At 59.1% G+C, this 13,781-nt stretch carries 18 protein-coding genes, 1 tRNA gene and 1 riboswitch; of the genes, 14 read left to right on the forward strand and 5 right to left on the reverse strand.

The window, feature by feature from the left end:
- Nucleotides 1-70: 70 nt before the first annotated feature.
- A riboswitch (FMN riboswitch) is annotated at nt 71-227 on the reverse strand.
- Between the two features lie 61 nt (nt 228-288).
- The 5 genes from KUV51_RS10845 to KUV51_RS10865 all read left to right on the forward strand — a co-directional run bounded on the left by KUV51_RS10845 (nt 289) and on the right by KUV51_RS10865 (nt 4,591).
- Complete coding sequence (locus KUV51_RS10845; protein ID WP_222521646.1) at nt 289-903, forward strand: FMN-binding negative transcriptional regulator; 615 nt, start codon at nt 289-291, stop codon at nt 901-903.
- Nucleotides 904-933: 30 nt separating this feature from the next.
- The gene (locus tag KUV51_RS10850; RefSeq protein ID WP_222521647.1) at nt 934-1,536 is read left to right on the forward strand and encodes a glutathione S-transferase; all 603 of its coding nucleotides are present in this window, start codon (nt 934-936) and stop codon (nt 1,534-1,536) included.
- Nucleotides 1,537-1,869: 333 nt separating this feature from the next.
- Complete coding sequence (gene petA / locus KUV51_RS10855; RefSeq protein WP_222521648.1) at nt 1,870-2,430, forward strand: ubiquinol-cytochrome c reductase iron-sulfur subunit; 561 nt, start codon at nt 1,870-1,872, stop codon at nt 2,428-2,430.
- Nucleotides 2,431-2,442: 12 nt separating this feature from the next.
- Nucleotides 2,443-3,789, forward strand: coding sequence for a cytochrome b (locus KUV51_RS10860; protein WP_222521649.1), 1,347 nt, complete (start codon nt 2,443-2,445; stop codon nt 3,787-3,789).
- 13 nt (nt 3,790-3,802) lie between these two features.
- A complete protein-coding gene (locus KUV51_RS10865) occupies nt 3,803-4,591 on the forward strand; it encodes a cytochrome c1 (RefSeq protein WP_222521650.1) in 789 nt (262 codons plus the stop codon).
- A 162-nt stretch (nt 4,592-4,753) separates the two neighbouring features.
- On the opposite strand, the gene mtaB is transcribed toward KUV51_RS10865, so the two are convergent.
- On the reverse strand, nt 4,754-6,010 hold the full coding sequence (gene mtaB, locus KUV51_RS10870) for a tRNA (N(6)-L-threonylcarbamoyladenosine(37)-C(2))-methylthiotransferase MtaB (RefSeq protein WP_222521651.1): 1,257 nt from the start codon (nt 6,008-6,010) through the stop codon (nt 4,754-4,756).
- Complete coding sequence (dapF, locus tag KUV51_RS10875; RefSeq protein WP_222521652.1) at nt 6,007-6,846, reverse strand: diaminopimelate epimerase; 840 nt, start codon at nt 6,844-6,846, stop codon at nt 6,007-6,009. The genes mtaB and dapF overlap by 4 nt, the downstream gene beginning before the upstream one ends.
- A gap of 97 nt (nt 6,847-6,943) precedes the next feature.
- Between dapF and KUV51_RS10880 the strand changes: the two genes are divergently transcribed.
- Nucleotides 6,944-7,019: transfer RNA gene (locus KUV51_RS10880), tRNA-Lys, on the forward strand.
- 231 nt (nt 7,020-7,250) lie between these two features.
- On the opposite strand, the gene KUV51_RS10885 is transcribed toward KUV51_RS10880, so the two are convergent.
- Complete coding sequence (locus tag KUV51_RS10885; RefSeq protein WP_222521653.1) at nt 7,251-7,985, reverse strand: AraC family transcriptional regulator; 735 nt, start codon at nt 7,983-7,985, stop codon at nt 7,251-7,253.
- Nucleotides 7,986-8,082: 97 nt separating this feature from the next.
- Here KUV51_RS10885 and KUV51_RS10890 point away from each other — a divergent pair, with 97 nt between their 5' ends.
- From KUV51_RS10890 to KUV51_RS10910, 5 genes are all read left to right on the forward strand, one after another.
- The gene (locus KUV51_RS10890; protein ID WP_222521654.1) at nt 8,083-8,619 is read left to right on the forward strand and encodes a peroxiredoxin-like family protein; all 537 of its coding nucleotides are present in this window, start codon (nt 8,083-8,085) and stop codon (nt 8,617-8,619) included.
- 114 nt (nt 8,620-8,733) lie between these two features.
- Complete coding sequence (locus KUV51_RS10895; protein WP_222521655.1) at nt 8,734-9,174, forward strand: MarR family winged helix-turn-helix transcriptional regulator; 441 nt, start codon at nt 8,734-8,736, stop codon at nt 9,172-9,174.
- A gap of 195 nt (nt 9,175-9,369) precedes the next feature.
- Nucleotides 9,370-10,134, forward strand: coding sequence for an alpha/beta fold hydrolase (locus tag KUV51_RS10900; protein WP_222521656.1), 765 nt, complete (start codon nt 9,370-9,372; stop codon nt 10,132-10,134).
- Between the two features lie 27 nt (nt 10,135-10,161).
- Nucleotides 10,162-10,641, forward strand: a complete 480-nt coding sequence (locus tag KUV51_RS10905) for a RidA family protein (RefSeq protein ID WP_222521657.1) — start codon at nt 10,162-10,164, stop codon at nt 10,639-10,641.
- A gap of 96 nt (nt 10,642-10,737) precedes the next feature.
- Nucleotides 10,738-11,115, forward strand: coding sequence for a rhodanese-like domain-containing protein (locus KUV51_RS10910; protein WP_222521947.1), 378 nt, complete (start codon nt 10,738-10,740; stop codon nt 11,113-11,115).
- Between the two features lie 57 nt (nt 11,116-11,172).
- Here KUV51_RS10910 and KUV51_RS10915 read toward each other — a convergent pair whose 3' ends face one another.
- Nucleotides 11,173-11,811 (reverse strand): TetR/AcrR family transcriptional regulator, encoded by a 639-nt coding sequence (locus KUV51_RS10915; RefSeq protein WP_222521658.1) that lies wholly within the window; start codon nt 11,809-11,811, stop codon nt 11,173-11,175.
- Between the two features lie 40 nt (nt 11,812-11,851).
- Here KUV51_RS10915 and KUV51_RS10920 point away from each other — a divergent pair, with 40 nt between their 5' ends.
- The 3 genes from KUV51_RS10920 (at nt 11,852) to KUV51_RS10930 (ending at nt 13,516) form a co-directional block, all read left to right on the forward strand.
- Nucleotides 11,852-12,397, forward strand: coding sequence for a redoxin domain-containing protein (locus tag KUV51_RS10920; protein ID WP_222521659.1), 546 nt, complete (start codon nt 11,852-11,854; stop codon nt 12,395-12,397).
- A gap of 191 nt (nt 12,398-12,588) precedes the next feature.
- Nucleotides 12,589-13,014: a hypothetical protein gene (locus KUV51_RS10925; RefSeq protein ID WP_222521660.1), complete on the forward strand. Its 426-nt coding sequence runs from the start codon at nt 12,589-12,591 to the stop codon at nt 13,012-13,014.
- A gap of 64 nt (nt 13,015-13,078) precedes the next feature.
- The gene (locus tag KUV51_RS10930) at nt 13,079-13,516 is read left to right on the forward strand and encodes a YybH family protein (protein WP_222521661.1); all 438 of its coding nucleotides are present in this window, start codon (nt 13,079-13,081) and stop codon (nt 13,514-13,516) included.
- Nucleotides 13,517-13,571: 55 nt separating this feature from the next.
- Here the strand turns inward: KUV51_RS10930 and KUV51_RS10935 are convergent, their stop codons facing one another.
- Nucleotides 13,572-13,742 carry a hypothetical protein gene (locus tag KUV51_RS10935; RefSeq protein WP_222521662.1) on the reverse strand — a complete coding sequence of 57 codons (171 nt, stop codon included), beginning with the start codon at nt 13,740-13,742 and terminating at the stop codon, nt 13,572-13,574.
- Nucleotides 13,743-13,781: the final 39 nt, after the last annotated feature.

Consider the following 13,781-nt stretch of genomic DNA (forward strand, 5'->3'; position numbering starts at 1 on the left):
CTTTAGGTTCAGACACGTCACCCAAGGCGATTGCGCACGCGACAAGACGCACCCGTATGGATGCTGTCACCTGCGTTCTCTTTCATCCGGACTGTGACCGTCGGCTCAGGCGTCTCACCTGATCTGCTGGACCCTCGACCCATCTTTTCGGACCGAGGCGCTCGTGGGCTTACAGGTCGCGCCTGCATACCACCGGTGGGGAATTTCGCCCCGCCCTGAGAACAGGCCCAGGTTGCCAAGCCGTGGCGGCAGAGGCAAGAGGGACGCCACGTATCACGGAGCGGACCCATGCACCCGAACCCTGCCTTTCACACCGAGACCGTTGACCGGAACATCGCGTTTGCGCGTGAGCGTGCGTTCGGTGTTTTGGCGGTGAATGGCGAGGACGGGCCGATGATGAGCCACGTTCCCTTTCTGATTGATGAACAGGGCGTGCAGCTTGACTTGCATCTGGTGCGGTCGAACCCGATTGCGCGGGCGTTGAAGGCGCCGCTGCGGGCCAAGATCGCGGTGAGTGGGCCGGATGGGTATATCTCGCCCGACTGGTACGAGGTGCCGGATCAGGTGCCGACATGGAACTATGTTGCGGTGCATATCACAGGCACATTGGAGATGCTGCCGCATGATGAGATGCGGGATATGCTGGACCGGCAGTCGAAGCATTTCGAGGATCAGTTGCTGCCCAAGACGCCTTGGAAGACGGACAAGATGACGCCCGAGGTGCTGGAGAAGATGATGCGCCAGATCGTGCCGTGTCGGATGACGATTGAGACAGTCGATGGCACCTGGAAGCTGAACCAGAACAAGCCGGACGCGGTGCGGTTGCGGGCGTCGGATTATGTCGATGCCTATGGGATCGGGCAGGAGACCCGCATCCTTGCTGCCCTGATGCGCGGGGCCTAGGCTGCGCGCGAACCCAAGGGGAGAATCGCGATGAAGCTGTTGATGGCGGGGCCAAGCCCCTTTGTGCGCAAGGTGCTGGTTTTACTGCATGAAACGGGGCAGGCGGAGGATGTTGAGACTGTCACCGTGACGGCGGCACCCGGTGGGACCGACGCGACGCTGAAGGCGGCGAATCCGGTGGGCAAGATCCCGGCGCTGGTGCGCGATGAGGGACCGACCCTGTATGATAGCAAGGTCATCTGCCGCTACCTGGATGCACGGGCGGAAGCGGGTCTGTACCCTGAGAAGGGGTGGGAGACGCTGGTGTTGGAGGCGACCGCCGATGCCATGATGGAGGCGGCGGTGCTGATGGTTTACGAGAAGCGGTTCCGCCCGGAGGAGATTTGGTCGAACGACTGGATCGAGGCGCAGTGGGGCAAGGTTGAAGGGGCCCTCGATGCGCTCAATGCCCGCTGGATGGGGCATTTGGCCGGGAAGATGGATATTGGGCATATCGGTGTCGCGTGCGGTCTGGGCTATCTCGACTTCCGTCATGGGGACCGGGATTGGCGCAAGGGGCGGGATGCCTTGGCCGCCTGGTACGAGGGCTTTGCGGCGCGTCCGTCGATGCAGGCGACCGAACCGAAAGCGTAGTGTTGCGCAACGTTCGGTGGGTCGGTGACGCCAGACGGGCGCGAATCGGGGTTAACGGCAGCAAAACAAGGGGGGTGAGCCATGCACCGGGCGTACACCCCCTGTGCACCCCCCGTACACCGGCCTGGCACAAAAACCTTGGTTAACGGAGCGCGCGGTCCCGAATCTTATCAACGGGTTAATATTCAAGGTCCCTGCGACCACGTGTGTCAGTTTGCGCGCTGGACGTGGGCGGGGGACCCCGCTAGATAGCCCGGTGAAACGGCTGCGCGTGTGCGTGGCCCATATGCTATTTGGCCCTTTGAGGGTCGCTGGAAACTGGAGAAGTCCCCCGTGTCCCACGTAGAAGAAGACCACGAAGGCACCCGGCGCGATTTTCTGTACTACGCCACGGCTGGCGCAGGTGCGGTGACGGCGGGTGCGGCGATCTGGCCGCTGGTGAACCAGATGAACCCCTCGGCCGACGTTGTCGCGGCAAGCACGATGCGCGTCGATGTGTCGAGCGTTGGTCCCGGTACGCAGCTGACCGTGTTGTTCTTGGGCAAGCCGGTGTTCATTCGCCGCCGGACCGAAGAAGAGATTACGGCGGCACGCGAAGTGTCGGTTGACGAGCTGCCGGACGGTATCGCGCGCAACGAAAACTTGGGCGAAGTGCCCGCAGATGATGCCAACCGCACGCTGGACGAAGCGGGCGAGTGGCTGGTGATGCAAGGCGTGTGTACGCACCTGGGCTGTGTGCCCTTGGGCGATGCAGGGGACTTTGGCGGCTGGTTCTGCCCCTGTCACGGCTCGCACTATGATACTTCGGGCCGGATCCGTCGTGGACCCGCGCCGGAAAACCTGCCGGTTCCTGTTGCTGAATTCGTGGATGAGACCACGATCCTGTTGGGTTAAGGGAGAGAGACCATGGCTGGAATTCCTCACGACCATTATGAACCGAAGGCGGCCTGGGAAAAGGGCCTGGCCAAGCGGTTGCCGATCGTCGGCCTGATGTACGACACGCTGATGATCCCGACGCCGAAGAACCTGAACTGGATGTGGATCTGGGGCATTGTTCTGACCTTCTGTCTGGCGCTGCAGATCATCACCGGCATCGTGCTGGCGATGCACTACACACCGCATGTGAACGAGGCTTTTGCGTCCATCGAACACATCATGCGCAACGTGAATGGTGGCGCGATGCTGCGGTATCTGCACATGAACGGCGCATCGCTGTTCTTTGTTGCCGTCTATGCCCACATCTTCCGCGGTCTGTACTACGGGTCCTACAAGGCCCCGCGCGAGATCACGTGGATCATCGGGATGCTGATCTACCTGCTGATGATGGGGACGGCCTTTATGGGGTACGTGCTGCCCTGGGGTCAGATGTCCTTCTGGGGTGCGACCGTGATCACCGGCCTGTTCGGTGCGATCCCGTTCATCGGTGAAGCGCTGCAAAGCTGGCTTCTGGGCGGGCCTGCCGTGGACAACTCCACGCTGAACCGCTTCTTCAGCCTGCACTACCTGCTGCCCTTCGTGATTGCCGGTCTGGTCATCGTGCACATCTGGGCTTTCCACACCACGGGCAACAACAACCCGACCGGTGTTGAAGTGCGCCGCACGTCGAAGGAAGAAGCAGAGAAAGACACGCTGCCCTTCTGGCCCTACTTCGTGATCAAGGACCTGTTCGCGCTGGCGATCATTCTGGTGGTGTTCTTTGCCATCGTGGGCTTCATGCCGAACTACCTGGGCCACCCCGACAACTATATCGAGGCGAACCCGCTGGCGACGCCTGCGCACATCGTGCCGGAATGGTACTTCCTGCCGTTCTACGCGATCCTGCGTGCCTTTACCCCTGATGTGTGGATCGTGCAGTTCGCGACCTTCATCAGCGGTGGCATCATCCAAGCCGATTTCTTCGGTGTGCTGGCGATGTTTGGCGCGATTGCGGTGATGGCGCTGGCGCCGTGGCTGGACACGTCCAGCGTGCGCTCGGGCCGTTACCGTCCGATGTTCAAGTGGTGGTTTGCCCTGCTGGTTGTCGACTTCTTCGTGCTGATGTGGGTTGGTGCCCGCCCGGCGGAGGAGCCTTACAACACGATCGCGTTGCTCGCGTCGACCTACTGGTTCGTCTACTTCCTGGTCATTCTGCCCCTGCTGGGCGTGATCGAGAAGCCGAACGCGCAGCCGGCGACCATTGAAGAAGACTTTGCCGCGTCGATGGGCAAAGGGGATGGCGGTTCCGCTGCTCCCTCGGCTCAGCCCGCGGAATAAGGAGAGACTGCAAATGTTGAAGAAACTTGCAGCAAGCATGGTGGCGGCGTTCGCGCTGGCCACCGGTGCCTTCGCCGCTGGCGAGGCCAAGAATGTGCCCAACGTGGACTTCAGTTTTGACGGTCCGTTCGGATCGTTCGACCAGAACCAGCTGCAGCGCGGCTTGCAGATCTACACAGAGATCTGCGCGGCCTGCCACGGTCTGCAATATGTGCCGATCCGGACGCTGAGCGACGAGAGCGGCCCCGGTCTGCCCGAGGATCAGGTGCGCGCCTACGCTGAGTTTTACGAGGTCTATGACGCGGCCGAGGATGACTTCCGTCCGGCCATCCCGAATGATCACTTCCCGGGCTCGCAGCTGGAAAACGCGCCTGACCTGAGCCTGATGGCGAAGGCTCGCGCCGGGTTCCACGGCCCGTACGGTCTGGGCATCAACCAGCTTAGGAACGGAATCGGCGGTGCGGAATACATCGCTGCTATCTTGACCGGTTATACCGGTGAAGAGAAAGAAGAGGCGGGGGCCGTTCTGTATGAGAACAAGTATTTCCCCGGTGGCTGGATTGCCATGGCGCCGCCGCTTTATGGTGACGACACCGAGTTTGCCGATGGTGCGGCAACCGACCTGCAGAGCTTGTCCGAGGATGTCTCTGCCTTCCTGATGTGGACGGCTGAGCCCAAGATGATGGCCCGCAAGCAGGCAGGGTTTGTCGGCGTGATCTTCCTCACCATCCTGTCGGTGCTGCTGTATCTGACCAACAAGCGTCTGTGGGCGCCGGTCAAGGCCCGTTACAAGAAGAAGTAAGGCGTCTATTCACGACGTTTGAAGCCCTGCCATTTGGCGGGGCTTTTTCTTTGGCGCAGGATGCCTGCGCGTTACGATTTGCGCGTCATGTCTGCGACGTGTTGGTTTGTGGACGTTGTGGGGGCGCTGCCCCCGGCGCTGCGCGCCTCCCCCGTCGTATTTTCAGTCAGAAGAAACTGTGAGGGCCTTACCGTCATGACCCGTGATGGTGGCGGCGACAATCTGGCCTTCGGCTTGGGGAATGTCGAAATGCACTTCGGTGAACTGTTCGGTGCGGCCCATGTGCGGGTTTTCCATCAGGATGTGATGTGTCCTGCGCTGTTGCGCGGTGAGGTGTTTTGACACTTGTGCTTCGCCCGCGGCACGGAGACGTGCGGCGCGGTCCTTGATCGCCTTGCCGTTCACTTGCGGCATCCGCGCGGCCGGGGTGCCGGGGCGCGGGGAGTAGGGGAAGACGTGCAGCCAGGTGAGGTCACAGTCTTCGACCAGCTTGAGGCTGTTTTCGAACATCGCCTCTGTTTCCGTCGGAAAGCCCGCGATGATGTCGGCGCCAAAGGTCATGTCGGGGCGCAGCTTGCGCGCCTCTTGCGCGAACCGGATCGCATCGTCGCGCAGGTGGCGGCGTTTCATCCGTTTGAGGATCAGGTCGTCGCCGTGTTGGAGGCTGAGATGCAAGTGGGGCATCAGGCGCGGTTCGGTGGCGATGGCCTGCATCAGCGCCTCATCCACCTCGATCGAATCGATGGAGCTGATGCGGAGGCGGGGCAGGTCGGGAACCAGTTTCAGGATGCGCATGACCAGATCGCCAAGCTGCGGCTCACCCGGCAGGTCGGCGCCCCATGAGGTCAGGTCGACGCCTGTGAGCACGACCTCGTTGAAGCCGCGGTCCGCCAGCCGCTTGATCTGGTCCACCACCACGCCTGCGGGGACGGAGCGCGAGTTGCCGCGGCCGTAGGGGATGATGCAGAAGGTGCAGCGGTGGTCGCAGCCGTTTTGCACCTGCACGTAGGCGCGGGAGCGCGTGCCGAAGCCGTCGATCAGGTGGCCCGCCGTTTCGGTGACGGACATGATGTCGTCGACCTGCACCGGTTCGGTCCCGAAGTCGCCCGCGAGGCCCGCCCACGTGCTGGCCTGCATTTTCTCGGTATTGCCGATGACGGCGTCCACCTCGTCCATGCTTGCGAATGTGTCGGGTTCGGTCTGGGCCGCGCAGCCGGTCACGATCAGTTTGGCATCGGGGTGGGTGCGCCGCAGCTTGCGGATGTCCTGCCGTGCTTTGCGCACCGCCTCTGCCGTGACGGCGCAGGTGTTCACGACGACGGCGTTTTCGACGCCTGCCTGTGCGGCCAATTCCTCCATCGCCTTTGTTTCATAGGCGTTGAGGCGGCAACCGTGGTTGGAGAAGACGGGCGCGCTCATAGGCTCGCCAGGAATTCGGGCGTCAGGGTGCCGTCGAACACGTGCGCTGTTGGTCCGGACATCCACACGCCATCGTCGCGCCAGTCTATGTGCAGCGTGCCGCCGTCGAGGTCTATTTGCACTTTGCGCCCGGTCAGGCCCCGGCGTGCTGCCGCAACGGCGGTGGCGCAGGAGGAGGAGCCGGAGGCCAAGGTGATCCCCGTGCCCCGTTCCCAGACCCGCATGCGGATGTGATCGGGCCCGATCACTTGCGCGAATTGCACGTTGGTCCGTTCGGGGTAGAGCGGGTGGTGTTCGATTTCTGGGCCAACTTGCGCGAGGTCGATGACCATAACGTCATCGACAAAGAAGGTGCAGTGGGGATTGCCCATGCCCGTTGCGACCGGGTTTCCGTCAATGGGAAGGGACAGGGTGTCGACATCTTGGGCCAGGGGGATGTCCTGCCAGTCGGTTTGGGGCTGGCCCATGTTCACGGATGTGCTGCCATCGGCATTGCGGACTGCCCGAAGTGTACCACGGCCGGTCACTTCGATGTTGAGCGTGTCACTATCGTTCCGCGTCAGTTCACGCGCGGCGATGCAGCGTGTGGCGTTGCCGCAGGCTGCCGATTGTGAACCGTCGGCATTGTAGTAGGTGACGGTGAGGTCAGTGCCGTCCGTGATCAGCGCCAATTGATCAAAGCCGACGCCGCGATGGCGGTCTGCCAAGGCGCGCACAAGCGTTTCCGTCAGGGTTACAGGTGCCCCCCGACCGTCGATCACGACAAAGTCGTTGCCCGCCCCGTGCATCTTCATGAAGGGCCAATGAGAGGTCGCTGTATCCGCCATGGCGGGCATATAACCCTGCGTTTTTGGGGAATCCAGTATGTCGCATGAAAACATGGCAGAATCGGCTTGACCCTTTGGCCGACCCTTTCTAGATAAGCCGCCTAGTGGGCCGTTAGCTCAGTTGGTAGAGCAACTGACTTTTAATCAGTGGGTCGCAGGTTCGAACCCTGCACGGCTCACCACTACACTGAAATTGTTGCGCTTCGTGGTGTTCGCCACTTTGGGTCATGTTGTTCGTCATTCTGGTCGTCCAGTTTGGTGATCGGGAGAACCAGAGCAAAGACGCCCAATACCGGCCAAATCCGCAGGTCTCGCATTCTGCGGCTTTAGAAATAGAGTTGTTCGAGCGCCAAGGCATCAGATGTCAGAGCGCGCAATGCATCGGATCTTGATGTCATTTCAGCGCCGAAGATCTATTTGGAAGCTGATTTGGTAGGTCGCACGCCAAACTCTCTCAGGTATGCTCTGGAAAATGCGTCGGGTGCGCGATAGCCGTATCGGTGCGCAATCCGGTCGACCCGTTCGCCTTTTTCGAGATCCGCGCGCGCCAAAGTCAGGCGCCACCGGCGCAGATAGCTGGCGGGGGTCACACCAACCAGCTTGGAAAACACTTCCTTGAAGCGACTGTGGGAAAGCCCGGCGGTGTCCGCCAGATCGGCGTTTTGCCAAAGGTGGCCCGGGTTTTCATGAATCGCGACGATGGCCTGGCTGATCCGCGGGTTCGCCAAACCGGCAAGCAGGCCCGGGGTGGTGACACCACGATCGAGCTGCAAGCGGAGCATTCGAACAACCAGGACTTCGCCCAATCGGCTCAGGACGGCAGGGCAGCCACATCTGTTGGCCTGCTGCTCTGATGCGAGAAGTGAGACGATGCTGGCGAGATCTCCGTCGGGCGTGACATTTTCAATGACCTTGTCGGGGAGGGCGGCGCAAAGCGGGCTGGAGTTTGTCCCGAAGTCAATGTGAAGCGAAAACAGCACATTCCGATCATCTGCATCGATCCCAACGGCGCGCGGTGTGAAGATCAGACATTCCTCACCTGTTGCCGGCTCATGCATCGCCACCAGATTGGCATCTTCGACCTTCGCAACGGACGCCTGGAGCCTGAAATTGTTTAGCAGCGTGGTGAGACGATCAATCTTGGCCATCACCGTCCTTTCGGTCGGAAAATTGAGACCAATACACCCGTAAAGACGGGCATTGATTGCGTCAAGCATTCTCTACACATTCGAAAAGGACCTCCAAATGCTGATGCCCCGCAAGAAGACGCCAAATCTGTCGGTCAAGACCCTGGATCACGGCGCATTTGATCTGACGTCGGAATCGGCCGAACGCGGAACGCTGATCTGCTTCTATCGTGGCTTCCACTGCCCGATCTGCGCGAACTATCTGACGGAACTTGATCGCAAGGCGGGCGAGTTTGAAACACGTGGTGTCAGCGTCGTGGCGATCAGTTCCGACTCCGAGGAGCGTGCCCGCATGATGCAGGACAAGATCAAATCCGAGACCCTGCGCTTTGGCTATGGTCTACCGCTTGATCTGGCACGCGACTGGGGCCTCTACATTTCGACCTCACGCGGCAAAACCTCCATTGGTGTTGAGGAGCCCGCGCTCTTTTCAGAACCAGGCGTCTTCCTCGTAAGCCCGGATCAGTCCCTGTACTTTGGTGTTGTCCAGACGATGCCGTTTGTGCGGCCGCATTTCGGAGACTTCGTTGGTGCACTCGATTTTGTGATCGCCAACGATTACCCGGCTCGCGGGGAATACGACGGTCCCGTTTGAGCCGACCACGCCCTGAGTGAACCTGTCGTTAGAACACTTGTTCAAGGGCGCCGGGAGCTTGATTGCCTAGCCCGCTAGACATATACACGCGTTTCCAATCCTGGGAGCGCGTTCATGGCCGATGCACTGGAAAAAACTCCGCCACTTCTCGATCAACAGCTTTGCTTTGCACTGTACTCGACTTCTCGAGCGATCACGAAGGTCTACGCCGATCTGTTGCATGACCTTGGGCTTACGTATCCCCAATACCTAGCGATGCTCGTGCTCTGGGAGAAGGATGGGTTGAGCATTCAGGAGATTGCTGATCGCCTTCAGTTGGAAGGTGCAACAACGACACCCTTGATTCAGCGCATCGTGCGCTTGGGTCTTGTCGAAAAGAGGCGCAGTACCACTGATGAGCGTAGACTGGGCGTGTTTCTGACCGAGGAAGGCCGGTCGCTTGGTGCGCGCGCCTCGGATGTTCCGGAGCAGCTCGGTTGCGCGTTGAATATCTCGGAAACCAAAGCGCGGGCGCTTCTCGCCGAAATCAAAGAATTACGGGCAGCAATCGCCTGATTGTCATGGCTTTGGCCGCGCGGCACGGGCGCTCCCTTGCATTCGGTCAAGTCGACCCAATCGAAAGCAGCCACTTCGAGCCAATCGTGACCACCTAGAGCCAAAAAGTCGGAAGAATCGACCAAATGGCCATTTACCTAGTGCACTAGCTTTATCTATATAGATAGTGCACTAGGTAAATTGCAGGAGACACCCATGAAACGCCGAACTGCCCTAAAGGCCCTCTCAGCCATTGTTGCCGTCGCTGCCCTCGGGCTTGGAACTGCCGCCCATGCCGGGGACCTGACCGCAAAATCAGTGGTGCTGGTCCACGGTGCTTTTGCCGATGGCTCGGCGTGGAACCGTGTGATCCCACTTCTGGAAGAGGCGGGGCTTGATGTGATTGCCGCGCAAATTCCGCTCAGCTCACTCGATGCTGATGTCGAAACGACCCAACGCGCCATAGATCGCCTGGACGGTCCTGTTGTTCTGGTCGGTCACTCATGGGGAGGTATGGTGATCACCGAGGCCGGTGCACAGGACAAGGTACACTCTCTCGTATATGTCGCTGCCTTCGCTCCGAATGAGGGGCAGTCACTTGGCGAATACATCGCCGACTATCCTCATGCCGACGGCCTGGACCACCTGGAAAAAGACGCAGCGGGCTACTACCGGCTGACCGATACAGGCGTCGCCGAACACTTTGCTTTCGATCTGCCCGAAGCAGAGATTGCAGCGATTGCTGCTTCGCAGGGTCCGATCAACAGCGCCTCTTTGGGTATGCCGGTCACGCAGCTTGCCTGGAAGCACAAGCCGAATTTTGCTGTCGTTTCGACCCAGGATCGCATGACGCTGACAGAAATTCAGCGCGACCAGATCGGCAAGTTGAATGCGCAGTCTGTCGAGGTCGACACCAGCCACGTCCCGATGCTGACCCACCCGGATGCCGTGGCCAACATGATCATCGAAGCGGCGAAGTAGTCGTCATCACCAACAGGGAGACTCAAAATGAAAAAACCACTGACCTTTGGCCTGGCCACTTTGTTGGCATGTTCGGGCGCAGCCCTTGCTGAAGATGCGCGTACGGGTGTGTATCCGGCCGGAAACGTCCCGATTGCGCCGTATTCACCGGGCATCAAGACAGCCAACGGCTTTCTCTATGTCTCCGGCCAGATCGCTTATGTGGACGGGGAAATTCCAGAACATGCCCGCGACGGTGACAACGACGTGCAGGATCAGACCAGGATCGTGATGGACAACATCAAAAGCGTGATGTCCGAAGCAGGCTATGATTTCAACGACGCTGTCCGTGCCACCGTCTTTATCACGGACATGGGCAACTACGGTGCGTTCAACGAAGTCTACGGGACCTATTGGGGTGAAGGGGAGATGCCCCCTGCGCGCGCGGCCGTCGAGGTGGGAGCATTGCCAGGCGGAAAGCCCGGCGCCCCGGTTTTGGTCGAGGTTTCAATGATCGCCTACAAGTAGGGCGCTTATCAAAAGTGGGCGGTTCCAAGACCGCCCACCCTATGAGAGCCGGTAGTCATGCTGGCTCCTTTCCACCTATCCACTGGAGAAATAACCGTGAAAACCGCTCAAACCTATCTCGATGAAGCGAACCTCATCGTCCCGAAACTCACATCGGAAGAAGCGATCAAAGTTCATGCTGCCGGTGGTGGCATTTTCGTTGATGTCCGGGATAGCTCAGACATCGCGAAAACGGGCACGATCGCCGGAGCCGTCCGGATTCCGCGTGGCTTCATCGAATTTGCTGCTGATGCCGACATGGGCTTTCACAATGCGGCACTTCAGAAGGACACCAACATCTACCTCGTTTGTGGTCTTGGCGGGCAGGCTGCCCTGTCCGGAAGAACGCTGATCGAGATGGGCTATACGTCCGTCACCAACGTTGGTGGAATCGGCGCTTGGAAGGAAGCTGGTGGTCCCATGGAAGCTGCGTGAGACATTCTGCTGATGCGGGGACATCCCCGCATCATTGACATGTGCCGCCCGGCTCGATCAGTCCATCAAGACCATTCGGACGCGGTCATCGAGATCTTCAAGCAACGGTTCTGCTGACCACCCGGCGCGACTTCTATGCACAAGTCCCTGCCGCATATCGTGCAGCAACCGTGCTCGTGCTTCGGATGGGAAGTTTTCCGACAGGTTGCCCTTGGCCTTTTCTTCATCAAACCGCTTCGCCAATCGTGCATCGGTGTCGCGAATGGCCTTTTCCATCCTCTCAGCGACGCCGTCGACTTCTCCGACCGTCATCGCGACGCAGGATGCCAGAAAGCAACCGCGTGGCGCGCCTTCTTGCTGAGTGGAATGTGTAACCACAACGGTCAGAAAACGACGGATGGCTTCTTCAATTGTGTCGGCACTCTCATACTCCACAATCGGCGCGCAACCATCGACATCGGCATAGCGGTCAATGGTTTTGAGGTAGAGTTCTCGCTTGTCTCCGAAAGCGGAATAGAGGCTCGGTCCGCTGATCCCCATCGCGGACGTCAAATCCTTCATGGATGTGCCATCGTAGCCCTTGGCCCAAAAGGCATTCATCGCTGCCAGCAAGGCCTCTTGCTCGTCAAAGGTTCGGGGTCGCCCCATTTTTTTTGTATCGTTCATAATAAAAGTCCTTGACGACTCGATCAACATATATATGTATCGATCATTAGTTAAGTCAAGGAGCGAGTGAATGCACGCGAACAAACCTATTCCGGGGGCCAAATTCCCATCGATCTCAGTCCCGAAACTTGGCGGAGGAACATTGACGCTCGGCGTCGCAAGGGATGGCTTCGATTGGCAAATGATTGTGGTCTATCGCGGTAGGCACTGTCCGATTTGCACGCGCTACTTGCGTGAAGCGAACGAAGTTGTCGCGCCGCTCGCGGAGTTGGGGATCGAGGTTGTTGCAGTATCTGCAGATAGTGAAGATCGCGCCCAGGAGCAGATCGATGAGGTGAAGCCGGATTTCGACGTGGGCTATGGTCTGACCGAAGATCAGATGAAGTCACTTGGCCTTTATGTGTCCGGCCCGCGCCACGGCATGGATGTAGAAGGGCCATTCGCTGAACCGGGCCTGTTCATTGTCAACGAACGGCAGCAACTCTGGATGGCGGATGTTTCGAACGTGCCGTTTCTGCGCCCACAGCTCAATTCCGTAGTGGGTGGCTTGAGGTTTGTCCGCGGCTTCTTGAAGGATCAACCTCGGACCTTCCCCGCCAACGGCACCTTCGCCTGAGCCTGCCGTAGCCGGACCAGGGACAGCCGCCATGTCGTCCTGAACCCTTCCAGAATCAACTCTTCCAATTGACCGAAACTCGGCCGTCGGACCGATGGCGATCGATATATGCTTTCCCGCGCTTCCCGCCTGACACTGTGGCGTTCCACTGCCGAGAAACCAGCCTGATCCACCACACAAAGGACAATCCTATGACAATGAGCACCGAGCATCCCAACGTACCTGCGCTGAAAGCGACGTTGGACGCCCTCATCAACGCAGTGTCCGGACACGCATTCGACGTGTTGGACCGAACCTATCATCGAGACATGCAGACCTATCTTTTGATCGACGGCGACACGCTGATGCAGAATGACAAGCCTGGGTTCATGAATCATGTCCAAGAGGCGATGGGACAGATGAAGGACCATGACCCGTGGGCGGAGTATCATCTGGTCGAGGCCGACGAAGCCAATGGGCACATCCTGATCAGCCGCCGCAACAACGTCACCAACCGCAAACAGCTTGTAACCCTGAGCATCGACTTCGTTTTCGAAGACGGTCGTTGGCAGATCACTCGCGAAGTCATCATGACCCGCGGCGAAGAGACCCGAACGCACTCACGTACCGAAACGTAACTGCAACGCTCAAACTCCGTACCCGCGAAAGCTTTCCACAACTCACTCTATAAGGAACATGACAATGAAGCCGCTATTTGCACTGGCCATCCTTGCAACTACCGCAACGTTCGCACGCGCTGGTGACGATCCGGTCGCCAGCCTCAATGCTGTCAATGATCGCTTTAACGAGGCTGCTGCGGCTCATGATGCCGAAGGGCTTGTTTCACTCTATGCGAACGACACGCTCTGGATCGCGCAGGGGACGCCGGTCGCACAAGGGCTTGAAGGACCACGTCAACTCTTCGAGTTCGTTGCAGCAAACGAGGGCAATGTCACTCACACGATTGATCACCTGTTTGTCTCAAACGACGCCACTCTGGCTGTCATGATTGGTTCGGTCGATGCGAAAATCGAAAACCAGGGGATGGACGCCACCGGCACCTATCTCTTTGTACTGAAGCCCGAGGATGACGGCTGGGAAATCGTTACGGATATGTGGCATCAGCACGCGGGAAAATGACTTTTGGGGTGGGCCGTCAGGTCAACGCGGCTCACCCGTAGAACCCCAATGGCGGTCATTTGATTATCTGCGGGGCCATCTCGGTGATTGCACTGGGTGCTCCATCGGCGAAGGCGGGCAGGTCGTGCGGTATCGGGCAGACTTCGCACCAGCCCCTCAATCCGGTGTTCGTTTCAAGACACGGCAAATGACTTTTGATTTCATCGCAGGTCTTGCCTTCGGTCATGTAGTGGGTTTGGTGACTTGTCAGCGCAACGGATCAGAG

Source organism: Tateyamaria omphalii, from assembly GCF_019802125.1.
In the GTDB taxonomy this organism is placed as follows: Bacteria; Pseudomonadota; Alphaproteobacteria; order Rhodobacterales; family Rhodobacteraceae; genus Tateyamaria; species Tateyamaria omphalii_B.

Bases quoted from the DNA above. Each gene is read 5' to 3' on its own strand.
- KUV51_RS10865 (WP_222521650.1), top strand. From the start codon at position 3,803: ATGTTGAAGAAACTTGCAGCAAGCATGGTGGCGGCGTTCGCGCTGGCC.
- KUV51_RS10930 (WP_222521661.1), top strand. From the start codon at position 13,079: ATGAAGCCGCTATTTGCACTGGCCATCCTTGCAACTACCGCAACGTTC.
- KUV51_RS10890 (WP_222521654.1), top strand. From the start codon at position 8,083: ATGCTGATGCCCCGCAAGAAGACGCCAAATCTGTCGGTCAAGACCCTG.
- KUV51_RS10845 (WP_222521646.1), top strand. From the start codon at position 289: ATGCACCCGAACCCTGCCTTTCACACCGAGACCGTTGACCGGAACATC.
- KUV51_RS10920 (WP_222521659.1), top strand. From the start codon at position 11,852: ATGCACGCGAACAAACCTATTCCGGGGGCCAAATTCCCATCGATCTCA.
- KUV51_RS10900 (WP_222521656.1), top strand. From the start codon at position 9,370: ATGAAACGCCGAACTGCCCTAAAGGCCCTCTCAGCCATTGTTGCCGTC.
- KUV51_RS10915 (WP_222521658.1), bottom strand. From the start codon at position 11,811: ATGTTGATCGAGTCGTCAAGGACTTTTATTATGAACGATACAAAAAAA.
- mtaB (WP_222521651.1), bottom strand. From the start codon at position 6,010: ATGAGCGCGCCCGTCTTCTCCAACCACGGTTGCCGCCTCAACGCCTAT.
- KUV51_RS10925 (WP_222521660.1), top strand. From the start codon at position 12,589: ATGACAATGAGCACCGAGCATCCCAACGTACCTGCGCTGAAAGCGACG.
- KUV51_RS10860 (WP_222521649.1), top strand. From the start codon at position 2,443: ATGGCTGGAATTCCTCACGACCATTATGAACCGAAGGCGGCCTGGGAA.
- dapF (WP_222521652.1), bottom strand. From the start codon at position 6,846: ATGCCCGCCATGGCGGATACAGCGACCTCTCATTGGCCCTTCATGAAG.
- KUV51_RS10895 (WP_222521655.1), top strand. From the start codon at position 8,734: ATGGCCGATGCACTGGAAAAAACTCCGCCACTTCTCGATCAACAGCTT.
- KUV51_RS10850 (WP_222521647.1), top strand. From the start codon at position 934: ATGAAGCTGTTGATGGCGGGGCCAAGCCCCTTTGTGCGCAAGGTGCTG.
- KUV51_RS10935 (WP_222521662.1), bottom strand. From the start codon at position 13,742: ATGACCGAAGGCAAGACCTGCGATGAAATCAAAAGTCATTTGCCGTGT.
- KUV51_RS10905 (WP_222521657.1), top strand. From the start codon at position 10,162: ATGAAAAAACCACTGACCTTTGGCCTGGCCACTTTGTTGGCATGTTCG.
- KUV51_RS10885 (WP_222521653.1), bottom strand. From the start codon at position 7,985: ATGGCCAAGATTGATCGTCTCACCACGCTGCTAAACAATTTCAGGCTC.